The sequence below is a fragment of the Myroides sp. LJL119 genome (assembly GCF_054871605.1).
In genome coordinates, this window is record NZ_JBTXLO010000009.1 from 113,786 (window position 1) to 138,967 (window position 25,182).

Annotated in this window: 13 protein-coding genes and 1 other RNA gene; 12 read left to right on the forward strand and 2 right to left on the reverse strand. The window is 32.9% G+C overall.

What is annotated here, in order from left to right; all coding sequences use genetic code 11:
* The first annotated feature begins 220 nt into the window (after window positions 1–220).
* Window positions 221–2,122 carry a molecular chaperone DnaK gene (gene dnaK / locus ACYSNV_RS10420; protein ID WP_461762502.1) on the forward strand — a complete coding sequence of 634 codons (1,902 nt, stop codon included), beginning with the start codon at window positions 221–223 and terminating at the stop codon, window positions 2,120–2,122.
* A gap of 553 nt (window positions 2,123–2,675) precedes the next feature.
* A complete protein-coding gene (locus tag ACYSNV_RS10425) occupies window positions 2,676–3,350 on the forward strand; it encodes a DUF2461 domain-containing protein (protein ID WP_461762503.1) in 675 nt (224 codons plus the stop codon).
* A gap of 80 nt (window positions 3,351–3,430) precedes the next feature.
* Here ACYSNV_RS10425 and ACYSNV_RS10430 read toward each other — a convergent pair whose 3' ends face one another.
* Window positions 3,431–4,525 carry a glutaminyl-peptide cyclotransferase gene (locus ACYSNV_RS10430; protein WP_461762504.1) on the reverse strand — a complete coding sequence of 365 codons (1,095 nt, stop codon included), beginning with the start codon at window positions 4,523–4,525 and terminating at the stop codon, window positions 3,431–3,433.
* An 89-nt stretch (window positions 4,526–4,614) separates the two neighbouring features.
* On the opposite strand from ACYSNV_RS10430, the gene ffs reads away from it, so the two are divergent.
* From ffs to ACYSNV_RS10460, 6 genes are all read left to right on the forward strand, one after another.
* Window positions 4,615–4,713, forward strand: an RNA gene (gene ffs / locus ACYSNV_RS10435) — signal recognition particle sRNA small type.
* 462 nt (window positions 4,714–5,175) lie between these two features.
* Window positions 5,176–10,281, forward strand: a complete 5,106-nt coding sequence (locus ACYSNV_RS10440) for a translocation/assembly module TamB domain-containing protein (protein ID WP_461762505.1) — start codon at window positions 5,176–5,178, stop codon at window positions 10,279–10,281.
* A 1-nt stretch (window position 10,282) separates the two neighbouring features.
* The gene (gene tamL / locus ACYSNV_RS10445) at window positions 10,283–12,592 is read left to right on the forward strand and encodes a translocation and assembly module lipoprotein TamL (RefSeq protein ID WP_461762506.1); all 2,310 of its coding nucleotides are present in this window, start codon (window positions 10,283–10,285) and stop codon (window positions 12,590–12,592) included.
* 479 nt (window positions 12,593–13,071) lie between these two features.
* Window positions 13,072–13,968, forward strand: a complete 897-nt coding sequence (locus ACYSNV_RS10450) for a LysR substrate-binding domain-containing protein (protein WP_461762507.1) — start codon at window positions 13,072–13,074, stop codon at window positions 13,966–13,968.
* A gap of 86 nt (window positions 13,969–14,054) precedes the next feature.
* Window positions 14,055–15,026, forward strand: a complete 972-nt coding sequence (locus ACYSNV_RS10455; protein WP_461762508.1) for a YeiH family protein — start codon at window positions 14,055–14,057, stop codon at window positions 15,024–15,026.
* Between the two features lie 522 nt (window positions 15,027–15,548).
* Entirely contained in the window at window positions 15,549–16,961 is a 1,413-nt protein-coding gene (locus ACYSNV_RS10460) for a sigma-54-dependent transcriptional regulator (protein WP_461762509.1), read from the forward strand.
* Window positions 16,962–17,047: 86 nt separating this feature from the next.
* Here the strand turns inward: ACYSNV_RS10460 and ACYSNV_RS10465 are convergent, their stop codons facing one another.
* Complete coding sequence (locus tag ACYSNV_RS10465) at window positions 17,048–17,596, reverse strand: ferritin (protein WP_461762510.1); 549 nt, start codon at window positions 17,594–17,596, stop codon at window positions 17,048–17,050.
* Between the two features lie 182 nt (window positions 17,597–17,778).
* Here ACYSNV_RS10465 and ACYSNV_RS10470 point away from each other — a divergent pair, with 182 nt between their 5' ends.
* The 4 genes from ACYSNV_RS10470 (at window position 17,779) to ACYSNV_RS10485 (ending at window position 25,051) form a co-directional block, all read left to right on the forward strand.
* A complete protein-coding gene (locus ACYSNV_RS10470; protein ID WP_461762511.1) occupies window positions 17,779–18,111 on the forward strand; it encodes a hypothetical protein in 333 nt (110 codons plus the stop codon).
* Between the two features lie 141 nt (window positions 18,112–18,252).
* Window positions 18,253–19,893 (forward strand): fatty acid--CoA ligase, encoded by a 1,641-nt coding sequence (locus ACYSNV_RS10475; protein WP_461762512.1) that lies wholly within the window; start codon window positions 18,253–18,255, stop codon window positions 19,891–19,893.
* 84 nt (window positions 19,894–19,977) lie between these two features.
* Entirely contained in the window at window positions 19,978–22,896 is a 2,919-nt protein-coding gene (locus ACYSNV_RS10480) for an alpha/beta hydrolase family protein (RefSeq protein ID WP_461762513.1), read from the forward strand.
* 226 nt (window positions 22,897–23,122) lie between these two features.
* Entirely contained in the window at window positions 23,123–25,051 is a 1,929-nt protein-coding gene (locus tag ACYSNV_RS10485; protein WP_461762514.1) for a S9 family peptidase, read from the forward strand.
* Window positions 25,052–25,182 lie beyond the last annotated feature (131 nt).

A 25,182-nucleotide genomic window follows, 5' to 3' on the forward strand; every position in this document is an offset into this window, starting at 1 on the left:
ATAGGTTTGTGACAAAAATGTAGGCTTGCCTGGTTTATAGAACCATGAAAATGACAATATGACATAACTTTACAAGATGGTTGTTGAGAAAAACAGTAAAAAGTGACATGATTTTGCCTTGGCATAGAGATTGTTTATATACAGGCAAGCAACGAGCTTAGATAAATTAGAATAATCGAAACAAGTAAAAAACAAGTATAAAGTAAAATATAAAAATATTATGAGTAAAATTATTGGTATAGACTTAGGGACTACAAACTCATGTGTTGCTGTAATGGAAGGTAACGAGCCAGTAGTTATTCCAAACGCAGAAGGAAAAAGAACAACTCCATCTGTTGTAGCTTTTGTTGAAGGTGGTGAGATTAAAGTGGGAGATCCTGCTAAACGTCAAGCTGTGACTAATCCAACAAAAACTATCTCTTCGATCAAGAGATTTATGGGAGAAACTTATTCGCAGGTTAAAGAAGAGGTAGATACTGTACCTTATAAAGTAGTAAAAGGAGATAATGATACTCCACGTGTAGATATTGATGGACGTTTATATACGCCACAAGAAATTTCTGCAATGATTTTACAAAAAATGAAAAAAACCGCAGAAGACTATTTAGGACAAGAGGTTTCTGAAGCAGTTATTACGGTACCAGCATATTTTAACGATGCACAACGTCAAGCTACAAAAGAAGCTGGTGAGATTGCAGGATTACAAGTAAGACGTATTATTAACGAGCCAACAGCAGCAGCCCTTGCATATGGATTAGATAAAACAGGTAAGGATCAAAAAGTTGTTGTATACGATTTAGGAGGAGGTACATTTGATATTTCTATCTTAGAATTAGGTGATGGTGTTTTTGAAGTATTATCTACAAATGGAGATACTCACCTAGGAGGTGATGACTTTGATAACGTTATTATCAACTGGCTTGCAGAGGAGTTTGAGAAAGAAGAAGGTGTGGATTTGCGTAAAGATCCAATGGCATTACAACGTTTGAAAGAGGCTGCAGAGAAGGCTAAAGTAGAGTTGTCTTCAGCTACACAAACTGAAATCAATTTACCTTATGTAACTGCTACTGCTGCAGGACCAAAACACTTAGTGGTAACGTTAACAAGAGCTAAATTCGAGCAATTATCTGATGAGTTAGTTCGTCGTTCTATGATTCCTTGTGAAAAGGCATTAAAAGATGCTGGAATTTCTAAATCAGATATTGATGAGGTGATTTTAGTAGGAGGTTCTACTCGTATTCCTAGAATTCAAGAAGAAGTTGAGAAATTCTTCGGTAAAAAACCACATAAAGGTGTTAATCCGGATGAAGTTGTAGCAATTGGAGCTGCTATTCAAGGAGGAGTATTAACAGGAGATGTGAAAGATGTATTACTATTGGATGTAACGCCTCTTTCTTTAGGAATTGAGACAATGGGTGGTGTGTTTACTAAGTTAATCGAAGCAAATACAACAATTCCAACTAAAAAATCACAAATATTCTCTACGGCAGCTGATAACCAACCGTCTGTTGAGATTCACGTATTACAAGGTGAAAGACCAATGGCTGTTGATAACAAAACTATCGGACGTTTCCATTTAGATGGTTTACCACCAGCACAAAGAGGTGTACCTCAAATTGAAGTTGCTTTTGATATCGATGCAAACGGTATAATTAAAGTATCTGCTACAGATAAAGGAACTGGTAAATCACATGATATTCGTATCGAGGCTTCTTCTGGTTTAACAGAGGAGGAAATCCAAAGAATGAAACAAGAGGCTGAGGCTAATGCAGAGGCTGATCAAAAAGCGAAAGAATCTGCGGAGAAAATTAACGAAGCCGATGCAATGATTTTCCAAACAGAGAAGCAATTAACAGAGTTTGGAGATAAACTATCCGAAGCTAACAAAACTAACATTGAGTCTGCTTTAGAGGAGCTTAAAAAAGCTTATGAGTCAAAAGACTTAGGTGTAATTCAACCTGCATTAGACAAGATTAATGAGGCTTGGAAGGCTGCATCTGAAGAGATGTATAAGGCACAAGCTGAGCAAGCTGGTACTCCAGGAGCTGATCAAGGTCAAGCTAATCAATCTCAAGATAATGGAGATGGTACACAAGATGTAGAATACGAAGAAGTGAAATAATTTGTAATTAATATCACTTAATAATAGTTAATAAAACGCTGTAAATTAATATTTACAGCGTTTTTTAATTTGGGGTTGTTTTGTTTGTACTCTAGTTGAGTTGATTTTAGATTCTAAGTAGTGTACCATAGTTATGCTGGAGCTTATCTTGAAGGTTATCCAAAATATCCTAGCTACTAAATAGGAACAATTAAAAAGATTACATAGCTGCGGTTATCTTTACAGCAAATCAATTTTTCTCAAAAGTATTAATCTTTGTTTAGTTGATAGAAAAATCTAGTAAACAAAATTACAAACATAAGGTGAAGTAACTAAAATACAATTCAAGAAAAATGTATTGCTAAATAACGAGCCATAGATTAGATTTTATGCTTTTATCACTTGCAAGCAATCGGTATATCTGGTATAGTCTAAACTATATTTTCATCCTTTTTTATTGATCTGTTTTTATGTATGTTTCAAAAAATATATTTGTTATCTTCGTCTTTGTTCCTTGGCTTATTAAAGTGTGAAGAGCAGGAAAAATGTGCAAATTTGTTGTCAAAGTAAAAGTATGAATGTAATTAATAAGAGTAATATAGATTTTCTAAAGCAATTAGAAAAAAACAATAACCGGGTATGGTTTGTAGATCATAAAGAGTTGGTAGATAAAAACTTATCTCAAGTAAAGGAGTTTTTTTTACAAGTATATCAGCGCATGGCACAATTGGATAATGTTGATTTATTTCACATGCATCGCATTTATCGTGATGTGCGATTCTCCAAAGATAAAACGCCATATAAGAACTATTTTGGATTGCACATAGCACGAAGTAAGCCATTACTTCGTGGAGGCTATTATATAAATATTGAACCTAATAATAGCTTTGTTGGTGGCGGTTTTTGGCAGCCCAATAAAGAGGATTTGTTGCGAATTCGAAAAGAAATTGCCTATGATAGTAGTGAATTAAGACAAATCATAACACAACCCTTATTTATAGAATATTTCACTGAGCTGCAAGGTGAGGAGTTAAAAACTGGACCGCGTGATTTTGATAAAAATTCACCAGATATAGACTTGCTTAAAAAAAAGCAATTTTTACTTAAAAGAAGCTTTAGTGATCAACAAGTCACTAGTACTGATTTCCAGGATCAGGTTATAGAGACTTTTTTGGCCATGCGAGACTTTTTTGACTATATGTCTCATGTACTAACCACCGACGCCAATGGAGTTAGTTTGTATGAATGAAAAATGCTCTAATAAATAAATTAGTGTATTAAACAAAATTCATTTATTAGAGCATTTAAAAATAGAAACAATTCAATAAGCTATTTTAAAAGCTTTACTTCAAATATTTTATCCCAGTTTTTACCCGTAACAAAAAAGGTATCTGTTTGTTTATTATAGGCAATACCATTAAATACATCTCTATCCTCATGATAAGTAGTCTTATCTACTAAGCCTGTAAAATCAATAATATTTACAATCGAGCCGCTTTCAGGGTCAATTATACCCACTGCATTTTGCCAATAAAAATTAGCATAAATCATTCCCTGGACCCATTCCATTTCGTTTACTCCTTCTATGGCGGCCTTATTGGTGTAAACTTTAATTTGATCAACAGGTAGGAAAGTCTCAGGATCTATTTTATAGATAGTTTCACTTCCGTCGCTCATATAAAGATATTGTCCATCATTTGTTAAGCCCCATCCTTCCATGTTTTTAAAATAATCAAAGCTACCTATTTGCTCTAAGGTGTTTATATCATAAATAAAGCCTTTATTGTTTTGCCAGGTTAGTTGGTAGAGTTTATCATTTAAAATAGTACAGCCTTCTCCAAAAATAGAAGAAGGTAGGTTGTTGATTTGTAATACTTTTCCAGATGTAGGGTCGACTTTTCGTACACTGGAAACCCCTGTTTTTCCAGTTCCTCCACTCTTACTGGTTCCCCCTCCGGTTCCATTTCCTGTACTCTCGTATAAAAAACCGTTGTAGAATTCTAAACCTTGAGTGTAGGCTTGTTGATCGTGATTGTAAGTGTTTACGATTTTATAATCAATAAAGCTTGGAACTATTGGAGAAAGAATTTCAATATTGGTGGTAAAATCTTTCGAATTGTTACCTGAATATGCGGTTGCTTGAATTTTTGACTTTCCAAGTTTGGATTTATTCAATGGGTAATCAATAGGCTTATTTTCTAAACTAGTAGCGATCTTTTGGTCGTTTAAAAGATAAACCACCGAGTCTACTTTGGCCTGGGGAGTAGTTTTTAGAACTAGTTTTAAGCTCTCTTTAGTATTGTATTTTTGTTTTAATTGACTTGTGTCAATAGAAAGAACATTTTTTTCTAAATTATTTTCTTGGGAACAGCCGCTTAAGGTTAGGCCTAAAGTAAAGGCTATTAGAAGTTTACTGTTAATCATGGCATATTTTAAATTTAGTACAAGATACAAATCTAAAATGAAAATCTTTAAAAGCCTTGCAAAAATATAAAATCGTTGTATATTTGCACTGGCAAGTCCTACACGACCAGCTCCTGCAGAATCCTCCAGGGTGGGAACGCAGCAAAGGTATGTGGTTGTAGCGGTGCGATGTAGGTAGCTTGCCATTTTTTTCTCCTTATCTTACAGGAGAATTTTTTGTTTATAGACCTTGGTATAAAACAGTTTGAGTCTGTAGCTGAAAAAAATCATACAAGTAAAAGTTTTTGCAAAACCCCACACAGAATTCTCTACTTTACAAACAACGCACCTGAAAACGACTTTTAGTACAGCTTTGCAATAAGGGAGTGTTTTTCTACAAAAATTAGAATTATTTAACTGGATATTCAAGAAGTATGTGCAGAATTGTTCTATTACCCAAAAACTCCAATTTTTAAGTAAGACTCTAGACTATTAATTCTAATTCTTGAAAAAAAATATTTTTTATAATAGATAGAATTTAATTAATTAGACGTATTGGTTAATAGAATTCTAGTATTTTATCTATTTAAGGCTTAGGTTGCAAATATATTATGAATATAGCTTTTTACCTGTAATGGTTTTTGTTATTTTTGAGGTAAAATACCACTGCTTTGAACAAAACTTTTAAAACTATTGTTAAGCTACTATTATGGGTAGTTATTAGTGTTATCTCACTTTTACTGCTGGTAATTGCTTTAATACAGTTTCCTTATTTTCAAAATAAAATAAAGGATGTTGCTATATCCTATGTCCAAGATAAAATTGGTACCCCAGTTAGGTTAGATCGTATAGAAATTGCCTTTCCCAAAAAGATAGTAATTAAGGGCTTATATGTGGAATCTCAAGAAAAAGATACTTTATTACAAAGTAACTATATTGGTATGGATATTAGCTTGTTTAAGCTATTAAGCAATACTTTGGAGGTTAGTAGTATTGATTTAAGAGGCATTCATGCAAATATTAAAAGAGATAGCACAGGAGTTTTTAATTTCGACTATATTACCAAGGCTTTTATTGACCAAAATCAGCCTGAACAAGAGCAATCAGACTCAGGGATGGATATTCGCTTGGCAGATATTTCTTTACAAGATATATCATTTGCCTTTTTAGATCAGTGGGACGGTAATTTCCTACAGACCCATATTGGCGATTTTTCAACAAGAGTGAAAAATATAGATCTCGAAAAACAACAGTACAGCGTATCAAAGATATTATTAGATGGTTTAAAACTAACCTATACTAAACAAGTTGGATTTGCTGAGAATTCTATAGATGAAGAATCTACACAAGAACAAAAACAACAGACATCCAGTCAAGAACTTGCGGATGTTTCACTAGGGTTAATAGATTTAAAGAATTTTGAAATTTCATATACTGACAAGGTTAGTGAGTTAGCCGCTGAGGTATTGTTTAAGGAACTTGAATTAGATATTGATCAACTTGATTTGAATAATCAAGTTGTGGATATAAATAATATAGCCCTTGAAACAGCCTTTGTCAAAGCTAGTATTTTTAAATCGGTGAATAAATCCAATCAAGTAGTATTAGATTCGGTAAAAACTCCAGAAAATGACCAATTTAAAGATTCCTTATCTTTTGAAATACCATGGCAACTAAGGGTGAAAGATTTTCAGATAAAACAAACCGAGTTTGCTTTTGATAATCATAATTTTAAACCTATCCAAACCGGGCTAGACCCCAACCATGTTTTTATACAAGATTTTAATTTATCATTAAAGGATTTTCAATTTAGTCAAAATAGTGTAGGACTGAATTTGCAGGATTTGCGATTTAAAGAAAAAAGTGGATTTCAAATTAATAAATTTAAAACCTATCTTTTGTATGATAAACAGACCTCGTTTATAAAGGATTTTTATTTAGAGACTCCAAATACCAAGATAAATAGTGCTATTGTATTGAATTATCAAAGTTTACAGGCTTTGTCTAAAGATTTAGCTAAAACATCTTTGGACATACAAATAGGTAATTCTTTTGTTGGATTTAAAGATATAGACTTATTATTACCAGGGATACTCAAAGAATATCAACTTGAGGGATTACTTCAGGAAAAAGTTAACTTTGAAGTTTTAGCAAAAGGCTTGGTAGAAGATTTAAAAGTAGAGCGTTTTTTTGTTAAAACACTTGGATCTACTTTCTTGAATATTTCTGGTAAAGTAAAATCTATGCCTGATCTAAATAAGGCTTATGTAGATTTAAACTTGAAAGATTTTCAAACATCTTCTCTAGATATATCTCGTTTGCTTGGCTCAAAAATAGATTTAAAGCAAGTGGAAATACCGGCTTTACTTAAATTAAAAGGCTTTGTAAAAGGAGATTTTAAAAACCTTAATAGTGATTTACAGTTAAACACAAGTCTTGGGGAGCTAAGCCTAAAGGCCAGCTTTGATCAGCGTATAAAAAATAAAGAAAAATATAACTTAGATTTAAAGGTAGATAACCTAGCGCTAGATAAAATTCTGATGAATTCCGAATTAGGAAATTTGAGTTTCTCTACCAAGGTAACCGGACAAGGATTAGATCCAAAAACAGCTCTAGCCCAGGCTGAATTGCAGGTTCAACAAGCGCAATTTAAGGGATATGATTATCAAAATGTTTTAATCAACGCACAAGTTGATCAAGGAAAATATCAGATTAATTGGCATAATACGGATCCGAATTTACAATTAGACTTACAAGCAAAAGGAGTTTATTGTGATAATCAGATTAGTTTGGCCTTAAAAACCGATTTACAAAACATCGATTTTAATAAATTAAATCTAGATAGCGAACCAAGAGTTTTGACAGCTAGTATTTCTGCTGATATGCAAAATATTCTACCTGATAGTTTAGTAGGGAAATTAGAAATCAATGATTTAGGTTTTGTTTTGGAAAAAAGAGCCTATACCCTTAAACCAATTGTGTTTACCGCTACGGCAGATAAAGCTACAAGACAAATGAATCTTACTTCTCAGTTATTGGATTTTAATATGCAAGGAAATTACACCCTTAGTAGTTTATCCCAAGCAATAACAGGTAGTTTGAAGTCTTATTTTAATCAAGATCATACCGATGACAATCAAAAACAAGTAACGGCATTAAGCCAAGATGAAAAACAGAAAGAGCAGCAAAATTTTCAATATAGTTTATTGGTAAAATACGACCCAGTAATTAAAGATATGTTGCCCGATTTAACACAACTTGCTCCTATTACCATGCAAGGAAGTTATGATCAAAAAACCAATTATTTAAGCTTTAAAGGGGAGATACCATCTTTAAAATACGCTGATTTTAGTATAGATAATATATATTGGGATGTTAAGCCCACACAAGATGCCCTTGGATTTACTATGGGAATTCAAAGTATTTCAAATGCAATGGTTCGTTTAAGGGGGCTTAATTTGCAGGGGGATGCTAAAGATAATACTTTAAGATATAGTCTGAATTTGAAAGACAGTAAAGAACAACTTTGTTACGTACTCTCTGGTGATATACAAAGCAACCCTGATGCTATTGTCTCAAGAATTTATAATAAAGGTTTTATGTTAGATTACCAGAATTGGAATGTTAACCCTAATAATAAAATTGTTTGGACAAAACAAGGAATATATGTTCAAGACTTTGAATTATCCAATCAAGAAAGTTCTATTTCTATTGCATCTGAACAAAACTTAAGTAATAGTCCTTTAAAATTAGAATTTAATAATTTTAATCTTGCCACATTAACCAAGACAATACAAAAAGATAAATTATTAGCCTCTGGCTATATCAATGGGTATGTTAATCTTTTAGATTTATCTCGTGATTTTCGATTTGTATCTGATATTGATATTGCTAATTTCTCTGTTCTTGAAATGGCTCTTGGTACTTTGCATATCGGCGTTAAAAACGAATCTTTAAGTAAATACCTAGCTCAGGTATCTTTAAAGAGTACCACCAATAATTTAGAACTACGTGGAGTTGCGGATTTAGATTCTCAGCAAATGGATATGAAATTAGATATAGGGCATTTAAATACTAGTTTTTTAGCTGGTTTGGTTCCAGATTTGGTCTCTAATGCGCAAGGGTATTTTTCATCTGAGTTAAATATCTTGGGAAGTTTTTCCGCACCTAAGGTATTGGGAAGCTTTAAATTCAATGATGTTGGTTTAAAAGTAAATAGTTTAAATGCCGAGTATAATCATATTAATGAAACAATTTCCTTCACACCAACGGGAATGGATTTTGACAAGTTTAGTATAACAGATAGTGATGGAAATCTCCTTGTAATTAATGGGCAAATTCTAACTAAAACCTATACTGATTTTGGTTTTAATTTAGATATTGATGCCGTTGATTTTAAAGCTGTTAGTTCCACGGCTAAAGACAATGATATGTATTATGGAACCTTGGTTTTTGATACTGCCATGAAAATTCGAGGTAATATGAATAAACCTGTGATAACTGGTCAGATTTTAGTTGGAGCAAAAACAGATTTTACTATGGTTATGCCTCAAGAAGATCCCTCGATTGCAGATAGAGAGGGAATAGTTGAATTTGTAGATCAACAAAGTTTGCAAAATGCCGAGTTGATGAAATACCAAGAAGACTTCAATAATTCAGAAATTGTAGGGTTAGATATTTCTTTGGCCATAAGTGTGGATAAAAATGCCACCTTTAGTATGATTATGGATAAGAGTAGTGGAGATAAAGTGGTTTTAAAAGGGGAAGCTGATTTAGTAGGAGGTATTGATCCTTCTGGAAAAATAACCCTAAGTGGACGTTATGAATTTGATCAAGGCTCCTATGACTTAAGTTTTAATATGATTAAGCGAAAATTTGAAGTTCAAAAAGGCTCATCGATTATTTTTGCAGGTGATCCAACGGATGCTATTTTAGATCTTACAGCTATTTATCAAGTAAATGCGGCACCTATTGATTTGCTAATTAGTCAAATGAGTAGTTTATCTCCTAGTCAACAAAACATGTACAAACAAAAAATTCCTTTTCAAGCTTTATTAATGATGAAAGGCGAACTTTTAGAACCTCAAATTAGTTTTGATATTAAGTTAAAGGATGATATTACAAGTGTTTCTAGTGATGTAGTAACTAACACCAATACTAAACTGGCTCAGTTAAGAAATAATGAAGCCGAGATGAACAAACAAGTTTTTGCCCTATTGTTATTAAATCACTTCATTGGTGAGAATCCCTTTGAGAGTAGTGCTGGTGGTATTTCCGCAGGCTCTATTGCCAGACAGAGTGTAAATCGTATTTTATCAGACCAATTAAATAATTTAGCAAGTAGTTTAATCTCCGGGGTGGATTTGAATTTTAATTTAGAATCAAGTGATGATTTCTCTACTGGAACAAAACAAAGTCGTACCGATTTAAATGTAGCGGTATCTAAGTCTTTATTCTCGGAGCGATTAAAAGTTACCGTGGGTAGTAGCTTTGAGGTAGAAGGAAATCAAAGAGCCAATGAGCAAGCAGCCAATATAGCTGGAGATGTAGAACTCGAGTATGCTTTGAGTCAAGATGGACGTTATTTATTAAGGGTCTATCGAAAAAACCGCTATGAGGTGGCTCTGCAAGGTCAAGTAATAGAGACTGGAGTGGGGTTTGTCATAACAATGAGTTATACCAAATTCAAAGAGCTTTTTGAGAGATCAAAAGATAAAAAGGAGCTAAAAAGGCAATTAAAGGAACAAAGTAAATCACAGAACACCAAACAAGAGTAACATGAATGATTTAAATAAGAAGTTAACCCAAATAGGGCTATTGAGTTTAGTAATTTTGTTTTTATTCTCTTGTAGTAATACCAAATATATTCAAAATGGGGAGTATCTGTATACTGGTGCACAGATAAAAATCGTTGATGACTCTTTATCTAGTTCAAAAAAGAAAGCTATGAGTGAAGAATTACATGAGTTGCTTAGACCTTTACCTAATTCAGGATTTTTAGGTTTTCGCCCAAAATTATTCTTTTATAATCTAGCAGGAAATCCCCAGAAAAATAGTAAAATACGCAATTGGTTTAGAAATAAGTTAGGCCAAGCACCTGTGTTGTACAATCAGGTAGACTTGCAACACAATAGCGCGATTTTGTCCAATCGATTAGAGAATCAAGGATACTTTAATGTAGTTGTTAATTCAGACACAGTTAAACAAGGGCCTAAAAAAAGAGCGGCGCTTTATACCATAGAGCCTAAGGATCAGTATTTAATTAATCAAGTTACTTTTGTAAACGATTCTACTGCTTTACAGCAACTTATTTATTCGGCAAGAAGATTTACAAAATTAAAAAAAGGTACCCCTTATAATTTAGAAAATATTAAAGAAGAACGCGTTCGATTTGATAATTTTGTCAAAAATAAAGGATATTATTATTTTAGTGCAAATGATATCATTGTTCAGGTAGATAGTTCGGTAGGAAACCACCAAGTGGATTTATTTGTGAAAGTAAAAAATTCAACTCCTAAAGCGGCTTTATCTGCCTATAGTATTGATAGTATTTATGTGTATTCGGATTATGTGCTCTCGGATACAGATATTGAAAAAGAAAAAGATTCTGCTTATTTATATAAGGATTTAAGAATTATCGATCCTAACAAAACCTTCAAACCTGGTATCTTTGATAGAGCAATTTTTTTGAATTCAGGAGATTTATATAATAGAAACAAGCATAATATGTCTTTGAATCGCCTAGTTAATTTAGGTGTGTTTAAGTTTGTTAAGAATTCATTTGAGATATCTGACACAATTAATAATAAATTGAATGTTTATTATTTTTTAACTCCTGATAATCCAAAAGCAATTCGCTTTGAGTTATTAGGTAAAAATAACTCAGCTAGTTACACCGGGGCAGAACTTAATTTAAATTGGAGTAATAAAAATTTTTTTAAAGGAGCTGAAGTTTTTTCTGTAAGCGCATACGCAGGTGCTGATTTTCAGATGTCGGCTGCAAATAAAGGTTACGATGTTTATAAAGCAGGTCTAGAGGCCACTTTAACTTGGCCGCGATTGATTTCTCCATTTGAATTTAACAACGAGATAACCTATACACCTAAGACACGTGCTACAATTGGGTATGAATATTTGGAAAGAAGTAAGCTCTATGCTTTGAATTCCTTTAAAGCTTCATGGGGATATTTATGGCGTAAAAATGCATATGTGGAACATCAACTAAATCCTTTGGAGGTTACCTATGTAGCACCACAGCATGTTACAGATATGTATTATGAATATGCCCAGGGAAATCCCTCATTACAAAGGGTCTTGGATAAACAACTAATCTTTGGACCTACCTATAGTTTTACCTACACCAATACCATGAAAACTTTTAAAGAGCATACTTATTATTATAGGGGGATTGTGGATATGTCGGGAAATATTACAGGGTTACTAATGGGAGCAGATTACCGTAAGGATAGACAAAAAAGTATTTTAGGTGTTCCATTTAGTCAGTATGTTAAAATAGATCAAGATGTTAGACACTATTGGCGATTAGGTCGTTATTCACAGCTTGTATCAAGAGCCAGAGTTGGTGTTGGGATAGCTTATGGAAATTCGAAAGGCATGCCATATACGAAGCAGTTTTTTATTGGAGGTACCAATAGTATTCGCGCCTTTAAAGCAAGAAGTTTAGGACCAGGGAGCTTTAATCCTCATAGTTTAGATACGGGTTTTATCCCGGATCAAAGTGGAGATATGATTTTAGAGTTTAATATAGAGTATCGTAAAAAATTATTTAGTATCGTTCATGGCGCTTTGTTTGTTGATATGGGGAATATATGGAACTTGGATGATGTAAGTGATAGGCCAGGAGGGAAATTTACTTCTGATTTTTATAAAGAAATAGCTATAGGTACCGGGGCAGGATTGCGTTTTGATATTACTTTTTTAGTTTTACGATTGGATTTAGCTTTTCCGCTTCGAATTCCATACAATAAACCAGGAGATCGTTGGGTGATTGATGATATTCGTTTTGGAGATTCAAAATGGCGAAAAGATAATTTGATGTTTAATCTAGCTATTGGCTATCCATTTTAATACAGTTTGTGGAATTGTTACCCATTTTGTAGGCTTGGTAAAAAAAATAAAATAATTCACTTTTATCCTAATGTATTGATTTGCAATAGTATTTTTTATTTACCTGTGGTAATCTATGTAATGGCATCATTTTCTCTATATACTATGGCGTAAGGTGTTATGAAAAAAAAAAAGAGATTATATCTCAGTTAAGAAAAAGAAATTGTATTGGTTTGTTTAATGAGGGTAAACCTTTTTAAATAACAAAAAGATCGTTAGTAAGGTGAGGAAGAGAAATCTTCTGGTATTAGGGAGCACACAGTGCTCCCTTTTCTTTTTAAGATTAAATACAAGCTTGTGATTTTTTCAATACATTTTAATAGCTTGCTTGCGTTTTAGCTAGAAATGCTTTATTATTACTTAACCAGGTGAAAATCCATGTTTTTTGGAAAAACTATTTTTTTAAATTGTATTTTAGCCTGAACCATTTTACTATCTATATGCTTGATTTTCGTCTTAAAGTCTTTTACGTTGTAGCTCAAAGGCTAAACTTTACAAAGGCGGCTGAGGAGCTTTTTATTTCTCAACCCGCAGTTAGCAAACATATTCATGAACTCGAAAGCCTGTATAATTGTAAGTTTTTTCAAAGAAAAGGTAGTCGTATAAAGTTAACCACAGCTGGAGAGGTGTTATTGAAATACACTGAAGATATTTTTAATATTCACAAGCAGATAGAATTAGAACTTTCAGCATTAAATAAAGACGTAAAAGGGGTGCTTCAAATCGGTGCTAGTACTACGGTTGCCCAATATTTTATTCCCGCATATTTGGCATCTTTCAAACAAAGATTTCCTGATATTAGAATTTCTCTGTCTGTTAATAATACCGAAAACATAGAGAATCTTGTCTTACAAAACAAAATTAATTTAGCAATTGTAGAGGGGCATAGTAAACGCAAGGACTTAAAATATGTACCAATTTACAAGGATGAAATAGTTTTATGTACAAAATCCACTAACCCTAATGCAGTTAAGGCTATAATCTCAAAGCAGGATTTGTTAGAATTACCACTAGTAATTAGAGAATCTGGATCGGGATCTCGTGAAGTACTTATGGCAAAGTTAAAGCAATTGGGAGTAGTTGTTTCTGATCTTAAAATTGACATTGAGTTTGAAAGTACAGAGAGTATAAAAAGCTATTTGCTAAATTCAAATTCCTATGCTTTTGTCTCTATTAACTCTATATTTAATGAGTTAAAGACAGGAGTCTTAAAAATAATAGATATAAACGAGATAGAAATAGAACGTTTTTTTTATTTGATTACCCAGCAAGGAGACATTAGTGCATTGAATGATTTATTTTTAAGACACCTTGCTTTAAATAACCTTAGGTTATGATACATTGTAAATAGTTATTTCCCTAACGTTTAATTGGTAGTTAATTTTGTATAAAAATAATTAAACAATTAAACAATTCAATTAAGATGAAAAATAACATATTTACTATTTACAAAGACAAGATTTTAAATCACCGTTTTACATTCAAGGAAATACTATTTTTATTACTAGCACTTTTTTGCTTATCTCCTTATAGTTCTGCACCCTTGGCTTTATTGTTAGGAATACTAGTGGCACAAACAATAGGACATCCATTTTTACAAATAAACCAAAAAGCTACTAATTATTTGCTGCAATTCTCTGTTGTTGGTTTGGGATTTGGTATGAATATAACCACAGCGCTTCAAGCTGGTAAAGACGGAATTTTATTTACTGTAATTTCCATTTTCGGGTTATTGACTTTGGGATATATTTTTGGAAAGATTTTAAAAATAGATAGAAAAACATCTTTTTTAATCTCTATCGGTACTGCTATTTGTGGGGGTAGTGCTATAGCAGCTGTTTCACCTGTTATACAAGCTAAAGAAAAGCAAATCAGCGTTGCTTTGGGAACTATATTTATTTTAAATTCTATTGCACTTATTATATTTCCAATTTTAGGACATATGATGGGACTCTCACAAAACCAATTTGGATTATGGTGTGCTATTGCTATTCAAGATACTAGTTCTGTGGTGGGAGCAGCTAGTAAATATGGTGACCAAGCTCTACAAATTGCCACTACGGTGAAATTAACTAGAGCTTTGTGGATTATTCCTATTGCTTTTGTTAGTTCGTTTGTTTTTAAAAGTAAAAAAGCAAAAATTAAAATCCCTTATTTCATAGGTCTTTTTGTTGTAGCTATTTTACTTAATACCTACGTTGGTTTTTTCAATAGCTTAGGTCCCACTATAGTTAGTATTTCAAAAATGGGAATGACCTTGACTTTGTTTTTAATTGGTGCTGGTTTAACAAGAAGTGTTTTGGCAGCAGCGGGTTTTAAACCAATTCTACAGGGAATCATATTATGGATTCTTATTGCAGTGCCAGCTGGATTAGCTGTGATGTACTTGGTATAGATAAAGTAAACAACTGGTTTTTCTTTGTAAAAATAGAAAGAAAAATAAAGCACAGTTTTCCATTATAAACCCATGGATAAGAAATCCATTAAAAACAAAAAGAATCCTTTTTAAATTTCGTAAGGGAGTGAGATTAGAAATCCATTTTTTAATTTGTCAAATCATATAACAAATCAAAAAAGGTTTCTTTTTGGAAGGTAAAAGTTTAAAATTTGAGTTATATTTTTATATACTTTAAGAAATAAAAACTCCTTACTAATAACTGAATTTACAGGTTTTAAAAAAGTTGAAATAAGTAAGACATAAATTAAATTAATATTTTCCAGAATATATAGACTTTAATTCCAGGATTGATTATTTAAAGTATTCCAGTTGAGTGTATTTATTGCACAATCTATATTTGTAATTTTTAAAAAAAAAGAACAATAAAAACCTCTATAAGGTTAAAATTTACTTGGGATTGGTTTTAAAGGCATAAAAAGATTAAATTTGTCCTTAGCACCAAAATAAATAAACGATAATATGAGTCACAAGATTCTGGTAATAGATGACGATGTACCTTTTTGCGAAATGCTTAAAACTTTTTTGTCAAAAAAAGGTTATGTTGTATCCAATGCTTATTCAAGCCAAGAGGCGCAACAACAAATTAAAGATTCGTGTTTTGATATAGTTTTAACTGATGTTAGATTGCCCGATAGTGATGGCATTGAATTATTGAAATTCATAAAAGAACATTGTCCAGGCTCTCAAGTGATCTTAATGACTGGATATACGGAGATTCGAACAGCTGTTAATGCTATGAAACTTGGAGCTTTTGATTATGTGGCTAAACCTATTACACCAGATGAAATCCTGATGACAATTAGTTCAGCATTACAAAGTAATGCACAGAGTTCTCATGCGGTACTTGATAAATCAAGTAAATCTATAACCAAGGCCACTAGTAGATCGAAATCTAATGAAGATCAACAAGATTATGTAAAGGGAGAGAGTAATGTCTCTAAACAATTACATGAATATATTGATTTAGTTGCTCCAACTAATATGTCAGTTTTGATTATTGGAGATAGTGGTACAGGTAAAGAAAATATAGCGCATTCTATTCATTTGAAAAGTAAGCGTAAAGACAAGCCATATATTGCGGTGGATTGTGGAGCGATTCCAAAAGACCTAGCCTCGAGTGAATTCTTTGGGCATATCAAAGGCTCTTTCACTGGTGCAGTGGCCGATAAAATTGGCCATTTTGAAGCTGCAAATGGGGGAACAATATTTTTAGATGAAGTAGGTAATCTTTCTTATGAAGTACAAGTACAATTACTTAGAGCTTTGCAGGAAAGAAAAGTAAAGCCTGTGGGAAGTAGTAAGGAAATAGAGGTAGATATCCGAGTAATTGCCGCTACCAATGAAGATCTGCCAACGGCGGTTAAAGAAGGAGAGTTTCGTGAAGACTTATACCATAGATTAAATGAATTTGGTATTGTGGCCCCGAGATTGTGTGATAGAAATGAGGATATTTTAAATTTTGCTTACCACTTTTTAAAAGAGTCTAATAAAGAATTAGAGAAACAAGTAACTGGTTTTTCCAAACAAGTAGAACAAGTGTTTACCACTTATGATTGGCCAGGTAACTTAAGGGAGATGAAAAACATTATTAAGCGTTCTGTGCTTTTAACAAGAACAGATACCGTTGAGATTGATGTTTTACCTAGTGAATTAAGTGCTAGTAAACCCCTTGAGATTGTAATATCTAAGCCAAGTGAGGATCAGCCAAGTTCCAATGAAGATTTAAGATTGTTTTCTTCCAAGAACGAAGAACAAGCTATTCGAACAGCTTTGGAAAAGGTTAAGTTTAATAAAACCAAAGCAGCTCAGGTTCTGGGAATAGACAGAAAAACGCTTTACAATAAAATGAAGCTTTATAATATTGAGCTTTGATAAATCATAAAACACCCCAAAAAAGATCTACTTTTTTGGGGTGTTTTATTTCGTTTCTTTTTTAGTTTATGCCACTTTTAAAAAAATTAATCAAAGGGATTTACATGATCGGCTGTTGGAAACTCTTGAGAGGTTGTTTTTAAAGACCAGTCAAAATCAAATTTAGCCGCATCGGTGGCTTTATCGCCTCCGGCAAGTTTTAAACGGTCTAATAAGGATAAGGCTAATTTTTCCTCCTCTCGCTGTTCTGCAACTAACCATTGCAAAAAGTTCCAAGTTGCCCAATCTTTTTGATCAAAAGCCAACGATACAATATTATATATGGCCTGTGTGTTGGCAACCTCTTGGCTAAATACCATTTCAAAGCATTCCAATAAAGATTTAGGTTCTTTTCCAGGTGATTTGATAGCCTCAATTTTTACTTTACCACCTCTTTCTTGCACATATTCAATAATTTTAGCCATGTGAACTCTCTCTTCTTGGGCGTGTTTCATTAAAAAACTACTCACACCAGACAAGTATGCTTGGTCAGCCCAACAAGATAACATTAAATAAACCTGTGAGGAAAACGCCTCTAAGGTTATTTGCTGATTTAATGCGCTGGTTAATTCAGGGGATAATCGATTTGTTTTCATAATGTTTATTTTTAGGTTCTTAAATAAGAGTTGCTTAAAGATAAGAAATCTTTATTTTTTTCTTAAAAAGAAAGCGAATTATTTTTACAGTTTTAAATTATATTGAATAAAAATTGAATTTAATAACCTCAAGGGTTTTTTAAATTCTTCTTACCTTTGTATAAAATAGACAAGTATATATTATGGACATACAAAAATTGATTCATCAAAATTTAGATGAACTATTGTATTTTGCTGACAAGAAACAGGTATTAGATACCCATATGGTTGTTCGTATAGGTGCTTTTGTTGGGGCAGCAGTTTTAAGGGGAAGATACGCGCAAACAAAAAATGTTACCCAAGAGGAGATTAATGGAGTTTTTGGTATTATTGGAGATTTTTTTCGTTTAAGTTTTGGAGGACGTAGTTTTTCCAAAGTTCATTTTAAAAAAATGACAACCTTAGCTTTAGAGCTAATACAACAGACCAGTTTTGATCAGGATTTAGAGGATTTTATGGCAAGTTTAAAGTCTTAATTTACTTTATAAATAATATACAACACAAAGCCTTCCGTTTTACATGGGAGGCTTTTTGCTGTATATAGGCGTGTTAATATTGTATTGAGTAAAGGAAATTTTCTTAACTTATGTGAGTTAGTAAGTTAAAAATCAAGTATTATGAGAATAAAGACCATTGACCAGACAAATAGCGCTTTTGCTTATCAGTTATTGATTAAAGATTTATTAGAAAATAGTCTTCGAGTAAATCCTGATAACCAAATAATTTATAAAAACCAAGTGTCTATGAATTATTACACGTTTTATGATAAGGTAAAAAAACTGTGTAATTTTTTTAAGAGTATTGGTCTACAGGGTGGACAAATCGTCGGTGTGATTGATTATGATTCACATCGATATTTAATGAATTACTTTGCCGTACCAATTACAGGTAATGTACTCCATACTATAAATTGGCGTTTGGCACCAGCTCAAATACTTTATACTATTAACCACGCTGAAGATGAGGTTTTAATTATTCATGAGGATTTTTTGCCCGTTATAGAGCCTTTGTTAGATCAAATGCATACGGTAAAGAAATTAATAGTTATAAAGGAGCAGGGTTCCCTTAGCTCTAGGAGTAGTTTATATGAATCAGACTTTGATGCCCTTGTGGATCAACAAAGCAGCACGTTTGAATTTGAGAGTTTTTCAGAGCAAGCTATTGCGACTTTATTTTATACCACTGGAACCACCGGAAATCCCAAAGCGGTTTATTTTACACACAGACAATTGGTATTGCATACGATGGTGGAAATGGGAGTTTTGTGTAGTATGAACCAAGCCTTTAAGATTACAATCCAGGATGTTTATATGCCATTAACCCCAATGTTTCATGTGCATGCTTGGGGTATGCCTTATTTAGCGACTGCTTTAAGCTTAAAGCAAGTATATGTGGGTAAATTTGAACCCGACTCTTTTTTTGAGTTGTTTACTAAACAAAAGCCCACCGTTTCTCATTGTGTCCCCACAATCTTAAATATGATTTTAAATAGTTCTAAGGCAAAAGCGGTAGATTTATCTAACTGGAAATTATTAATAGGAGGTTCGGCATTGAGTAAGCCTTTGGCTTTAGCTGCTTTAAAACGCGGCATATCTATTGTAAGTGGGTATGGGATGAGTGAAACCTGTCCTTTATTAACCACTAGTTATTTATCCAAAGAAGATTTAGAAAAGCCAGAGGATCAACAAGCGGAAATGCGTTGTTTAACTGGTCGAGCGGCTTTTTTGGTTGATATTAAGGTTATAGATCAAAATGGCAATCAAGTCAAACAAGATTCCAAAACCCTGGGTGAGGTTGTTGTCAGAGCTCCTTATTTAACCATGGGGTATTACAAGGATGATAAAGGCAGTGAAGAATTATGGAGAAACGGATACTTACACACAGGAGATATTGCTTGGATGAATCAAAAGGGAGATATAAAGATTGTCGATCGTTTTAAAGATGTTATTAAAACCGGTGGAGAGTGGATGTCTTCATTGGCTTTAGAGGAGTTAATTGCAAGTCATTCTAATATTGCGGAGGTTGCTGTAATTGGTATTGAAGATAAAAAGTGGGGTGAAAGGCCCTTAGCTTTAGTGGTAGAAAAGAACAAAGGACAATTAACTAGCGAAATGTTAAAGGAGTTTATGCATAGCTTTGTTCAAAGCAATTTAATTAATAAATGGGCAATTCCTGATCGCTTTGTGTTTATAGATCAAATTCCAAAAACAAGTGTTGGTAAAATAAGTAAGAAGGAAATCCGTGAATTGTATGGTTAGTGTTTTTTTCAAATCTTAGCTTTTTTTGTGCAATAAGCAAAAAAAACCTATCTTTCTCGACTATAAATTAACTACCTAACGAAAATGAAAAACAAACAGACAAATTTGTCGGTAGCCAACTTTAGTTTAAGTGCAAAAAAGCTAGGTTTAGCTTTTATTGTCTTAGGGAGTATGGCAAGTTATGGACAAAAAAAGCCATTAGACCATTCGGTTTATGATCATTGGCAAAGTATTACAACCAAAGAGTTTACAAATGATGGTAAGTGGCTTTTGTATGAAGTTGCTGTACAACAAGGAGATGGAACTCTTTATTTACAAACTACAGATTTTTCAAAAAAAATAGCGGTTAACAGGGGGCAAAAGCCTGTTTTTACAGCCGACTCAAAATTTGCAGTCTTTAGTATTACCCCAACCTATGAAGATTTAAAGCAAGTTCGTATTAAAAAGAAAAAACAAGACGAGATTGCAAAGGATTCCCTGGGAATTTTGAACTTAAAAACGGCTGAATTAATTAAATTGGACAATGTAAAGTCTTTTAAAGTTCCAGAGAAAAAGACGAGTTATTTAGCTTATTTACTTGAACCTGTAAACGATACGATTGCTTCAGATAATAAAGAACAAGATAATAAAGACAAAAAGGCACCTAAAAAGGGCAAAAAAGATAAAAATAAAACCTATGAGCTTGTAGTTCAGGATTTAGCCAGTAACACAAAACATAGCTTTAGTGATGTATCCGATTATTACTTTGATAAAAATGGGCAGTATCTTGTTTTTGTGACTAAGGATCCTAATCAAAAAGAGGATAAAAGCGATAAACAGGAAGATTCTACAGAACCAGTACAAGAACCAAACAAAGAGTATGGTATTTTTGTTGTGGATTTAAAAACTGGAAATAAAGTTAATATTTTATTAGGTAAAGGTGAGTATACCCAATTTAGTTTTGATCAAGATTCTAAAATATTTGCATTTATTGCCAATGACGACCCAGAGAAAGCTTTAGAGAAAACTTACCGAATCTATACTAGTGATTTTAGCTCACAAGCTAAATTACTTGCTCAAGATAATAGCAAAGGGGTTCCGAATGATTGGAAAATTTCACCACATTACAAACCTGTTTTTAGTGAAAATTCAAAACGTATTTATTTGGGGCTTGCCCAGACTCAAATGGTAAAAGATACAACGTTGATTGCCGAGGATCATGCTATTGTGGATATTTGGCACTTTAACGAAGATGTACTTCAAACCCAGCAAATTGTAAATTTAGAAAAAGACTTAAAAAAATCTTATCTAGCCACTATAGATTTAGTTTCTCAAAATGGAATTGTTAGTCTTGCTGACCCAGAGGTAGATCAAGTACAATTGGTAGATAAAGGAGATGCTTCTTTTGTTTTAGCTTCTGGAAATTATGGTTACCGTGTACAGCGTCAATGGGATATTTCTGGTTATAGTTCATATTACTTAGTAGATGTTAACACTGGAGTTAGAACTACAGTGGTGGAAAACTTAAAAGGACAAGTTAGGGTTTCTCCTAAAGGACAAAGTGTTGTTTATTTTAATTCCGAAGACCAAAATTGGTATGCTTATGATGTGAAGAGTAAAATAACTAAAAATCTAACCAAAGATTTAGAAGTATCCTTCGCAGATGAATTAAACGATGTACCAGATGCAGCAGGCCCTTACAGAATTCAAGGATGGACACAAGATGATGAATCCGTATTATTGAGAGATCGTTATGATATTTGGGAATTTTTCTTAAGTTCTAATAAACCTGCAAGAATGATTACTAATGGATATGGACGTTTACATAAAACAAGCTTTGATATATTGAATTTAGATAAAGAAAAAACTGCTTTTACAAGAAAAGAGCAGGTGATTTTAGCTGCTTTTAATACAGTGAATAAAAAAGCGGGATTATTTCAAACTCAAATACAATCTTCAAAGTCACCGAAAGAACTTATTTTAGAGGACTATAGTGGATTCAATACGCTATTTAAAGCCCAAGATGCAGTTATGTATGGTTATTTAAAGGGGTCTTTTAAAGAATCTAATAATCTTTATATAACCAATAACTTAACCAAGGCTACGAAGGTTTCTGATATAAATCCACAACAGGCTGATTACCTTTGGGGTAGTGCAGAGTTAGTGGAGTGGGTTACTCCTAATGGTTTTCAAAGCCAAGGAGTGCTTTATAAACCTGAAGGGTTTGATCCAAATAAGAAGTATCCAATGATTGTATATTTCTATGAGCGTTTGTCTGATAATTTGAATCGTTACGAGGCACCTGCACCCACACCATCTCGTTTAAATATCTCCTTTTTTGTGAGTAATGGTTATTTGGTTTTTACACCAGATATTAGCTATGTAGATGGATATCCTGGAAAGAGTGCCGAGGAGTTTATTAATTCGGGGGTGGATTACCTAAAGCAAAATCCTTGGGTTAATGCAGAGAAAATTGCAATTCAAGGTCAGAGCTGGGGTGGTTATCAAGTAACTCATTTAATTACTGTAACCGACATGTATGCTGCGGCTTGGGCTGGAGCTCCAGTGGTAAATATGACTTCCGCTTATGGGGGAATTCGTTGGGCAACTGGAATGAGTAGACAGTTTCAATATGAGAAAACCCAAAGTAGGTTAGGAACTGATCTATGGGAAGGTTTGGACTTATATATGGAAAACTCCCCATTGTTTAACATGCCAAATGTTACAACACCTGTGGTAATTATGCATAACGATAATGATGGAGCTGTGCCTTGGTATCAAGGAATTGAGATGTTTATGGCTTTGCGTCGTTTAGGAAAACCAGCATGGCTTTTAAACTACAACGGAGATGAGCATAATTTAATGAAGCGACAAAACAGAAAAGATATTCAAATTCGTCAACAACAATTCTTTGATTACTATTTAAAAGGGGCAAAAGCTCCGGTTTGGATGGTGAAAGGAGTTCCTGCAATTAATAAAGGAAAAGATTGGGGATTTGAGTTAACGGATCAAAAAGTAAATTAGTTTTATTTTCTTTTTGTTTTTTAACTATAAAAAGGATGGTCTGTTACAAGGCCATCCTTTTTTTATGTTTCCCATGTCATTTATAATATAAATATAAAATTAGCGAGGTAATTTTTAAAGTAAAGCAATAAAGAATATCTTTGGTTTTAGCGGCAAATTGTAACACCAAATATCTATTTTAATCTAAATTAAAGTGGCTGTTATAAAAAATATTAAAACAAATTTCATGGAAAATAAAATTGTTGGAGATCCAGATTTAGTCTCGACAGATAAGCAGTTAAGCGAGTTGGCTAATAAACAAACCAAGGAATATAGTTATAAGGTAAGTGATTACTTTAAAAAACCTATTTCATCTGGTTTTCAACTCTCTCCCAATGGTAAGTTTTTATCTTACAGGGAAAAAGATCATTTAAATAAAAGACATGTTTATATCAAAGATATTGATTCTGGAACTGTAACACGAGTTATTGAAGAAGGTGAAGAATTAGTTCGTGCATATGGCTGGATTAATGATCAAAGGTTGGTTTATATTATGGATCAAGCCGGGGATGAGAATTATCACATTTATGCGGTTAATATAGATGGTTCCAATTTAATTGATTTAACACCTTTTGATAAGGTAAAGGCTGGTATTATAAATATGCTTAAAGAGCATAAGGATTATATTATAGTTAGTATGAACTTAGATAATCCGCAAGTATTTGAGCCTTATAAGATGAATATTCATACAGGAAAATATCAAAAGCTTTATAGTAATGATGACCCTTTAAACCCTATAGCTGATTATGACTTTGATAAAGATGGTAATTTAAAAGGGTATAGTAAAATGTTAGATGGGGTTAAAACCCAGTATTTTTATAAGGCAAAGGGGCAAGAACAATTTTCATTATTTCATACTATAGATTGGAGTGATACATTTGGTATTTTAAGTTTTGATTATTCTAGTGAAAATAAAGATTTAGCCTATGTACTTACCAATTTAGATTCCGATAAACAGCGTATTGTACTTTACGATATGGCAAAAAAGGAAATTGTAAAAGAGATTTATTCCAACCCGATGTATGATGCATCGATAATTGGACTTTCTCGTCTTCGAAATTGGGAAATCGATTATTTGGGTTATGAAGGAGAAAAGGTTGTTATAGAGCCAGTTAGTGAGGCCTTTAAGGAGATTGATAAAAATTTAAAGTCTCATTTTAAAGATTATCAGTATAGTATTGCGGCAAAAACTGATAATGAAGATCGTTATTTGATTATTGTGCAAAGTGATAAGCATTATGGTAGTTATTATAATTACCAGACAAAAACAGGTGAAATTACACTTTTATATGATTTAATGCCTCAGTTAAACCAGCAAGATATGGCAACTATGTTACCCATTAGCTTTACCTCTAGAGATAATATAACTCTTCATGGTTATATTACTTTACCCCATGAAGCTTTGCAAGGAAAACCCGTAGCGTGTATTGTTAATCCACATGGTGGACCCCAAGGAATTCGTGATAGCTGGGGATTTAATCCAGAGGCACAACTTTTTGCTAGTAGGGGATACGCTACTTTACAAGTTAATTTTAGAATTAGTGGAGGCTATGGAAAAAAATTCTTTAAACAAGGGTTTAAACAAGTGGGGAGAAAAGTAATGGATGATATAGAAGATGGCCTGAAATATTGTATAGAAAAAGGATGGGTAGATGCCAATAGAGTTGCCATATATGGTGCGTCTCATGGTGGTTACGCTACTTTAATGGGGTTAATTAAAACCCCTGATTTATATCAATGTGGGGTGGATTATGTTGGTGTTTCTAGTATTTTTACTTTTTTTGACTCTTTTCCAGAATATTGGAAACCATATAAAGATATGGTAAAGGAAATTTGGTATGATTTAGATGATCCTAAAGAGGCTGAAATTGCCAAAGAGGTTTCTCCATTATATCAATTAGATAAGATAACTAAACCTTTGTTTGTTGTTCAAGGAGCCAATGATCCTAGGGTGAAAATTACCGAATCAGACCAAATTGTTAGAGCTCTTAGAGAGAAAGGTTTTCAGGTGCCTTATATGGTAAAATACGATGAAGGACATGGATTTGCCAAAGAGCAAAACAGTATTGATTTTTATCAATGTATGATGGGGTTTTTAAGTGAACATCTTAAGTAAGAATTGTCTAGTCCTGAAATAACGATACAGGATTAATATTATAAAATTACATAAAAAATAGTAGTAGACTTTAGTTTGCTACTATTTTTTTATACCCTTTAAATACCCGATTTTTCGTAACAAACATTTGA

Coding starts and splice junctions, on each gene's coding strand:
- ACYSNV_RS10470 (WP_461762511.1), top strand. CDS start 17,779: ATGGACATACAAAAATTGATTCATCAAAATTTAGATGAACTATTGTAT.
- ACYSNV_RS10455 (WP_461762508.1), top strand. CDS start 14,055: ATGAAAAATAACATATTTACTATTTACAAAGACAAGATTTTAAATCAC.
- ACYSNV_RS10450 (WP_461762507.1), top strand. CDS start 13,072: ATGCTTGATTTTCGTCTTAAAGTCTTTTACGTTGTAGCTCAAAGGCTA.
- ACYSNV_RS10475 (WP_461762512.1), top strand. CDS start 18,253: ATGAGAATAAAGACCATTGACCAGACAAATAGCGCTTTTGCTTATCAG.
- tamL (WP_461762506.1), top strand. CDS start 10,283: ATGAATGATTTAAATAAGAAGTTAACCCAAATAGGGCTATTGAGTTTA.
- ACYSNV_RS10465 (WP_461762510.1), bottom strand. CDS start 17,596: ATGAAAACAAATCGATTATCCCCTGAATTAACCAGCGCATTAAATCAG.
- dnaK (WP_461762502.1), top strand. CDS start 221: ATGAGTAAAATTATTGGTATAGACTTAGGGACTACAAACTCATGTGTT.
- ACYSNV_RS10425 (WP_461762503.1), top strand. CDS start 2,676: ATGAATGTAATTAATAAGAGTAATATAGATTTTCTAAAGCAATTAGAA.
- ACYSNV_RS10480 (WP_461762513.1), top strand. CDS start 19,978: ATGAAAAACAAACAGACAAATTTGTCGGTAGCCAACTTTAGTTTAAGT.
- ACYSNV_RS10460 (WP_461762509.1), top strand. CDS start 15,549: ATGAGTCACAAGATTCTGGTAATAGATGACGATGTACCTTTTTGCGAA.
- ACYSNV_RS10430 (WP_461762504.1), bottom strand. CDS start 4,525: ATGATTAACAGTAAACTTCTAATAGCCTTTACTTTAGGCCTAACCTTA.
- ACYSNV_RS10485 (WP_461762514.1), top strand. CDS start 23,123: ATGGAAAATAAAATTGTTGGAGATCCAGATTTAGTCTCGACAGATAAG.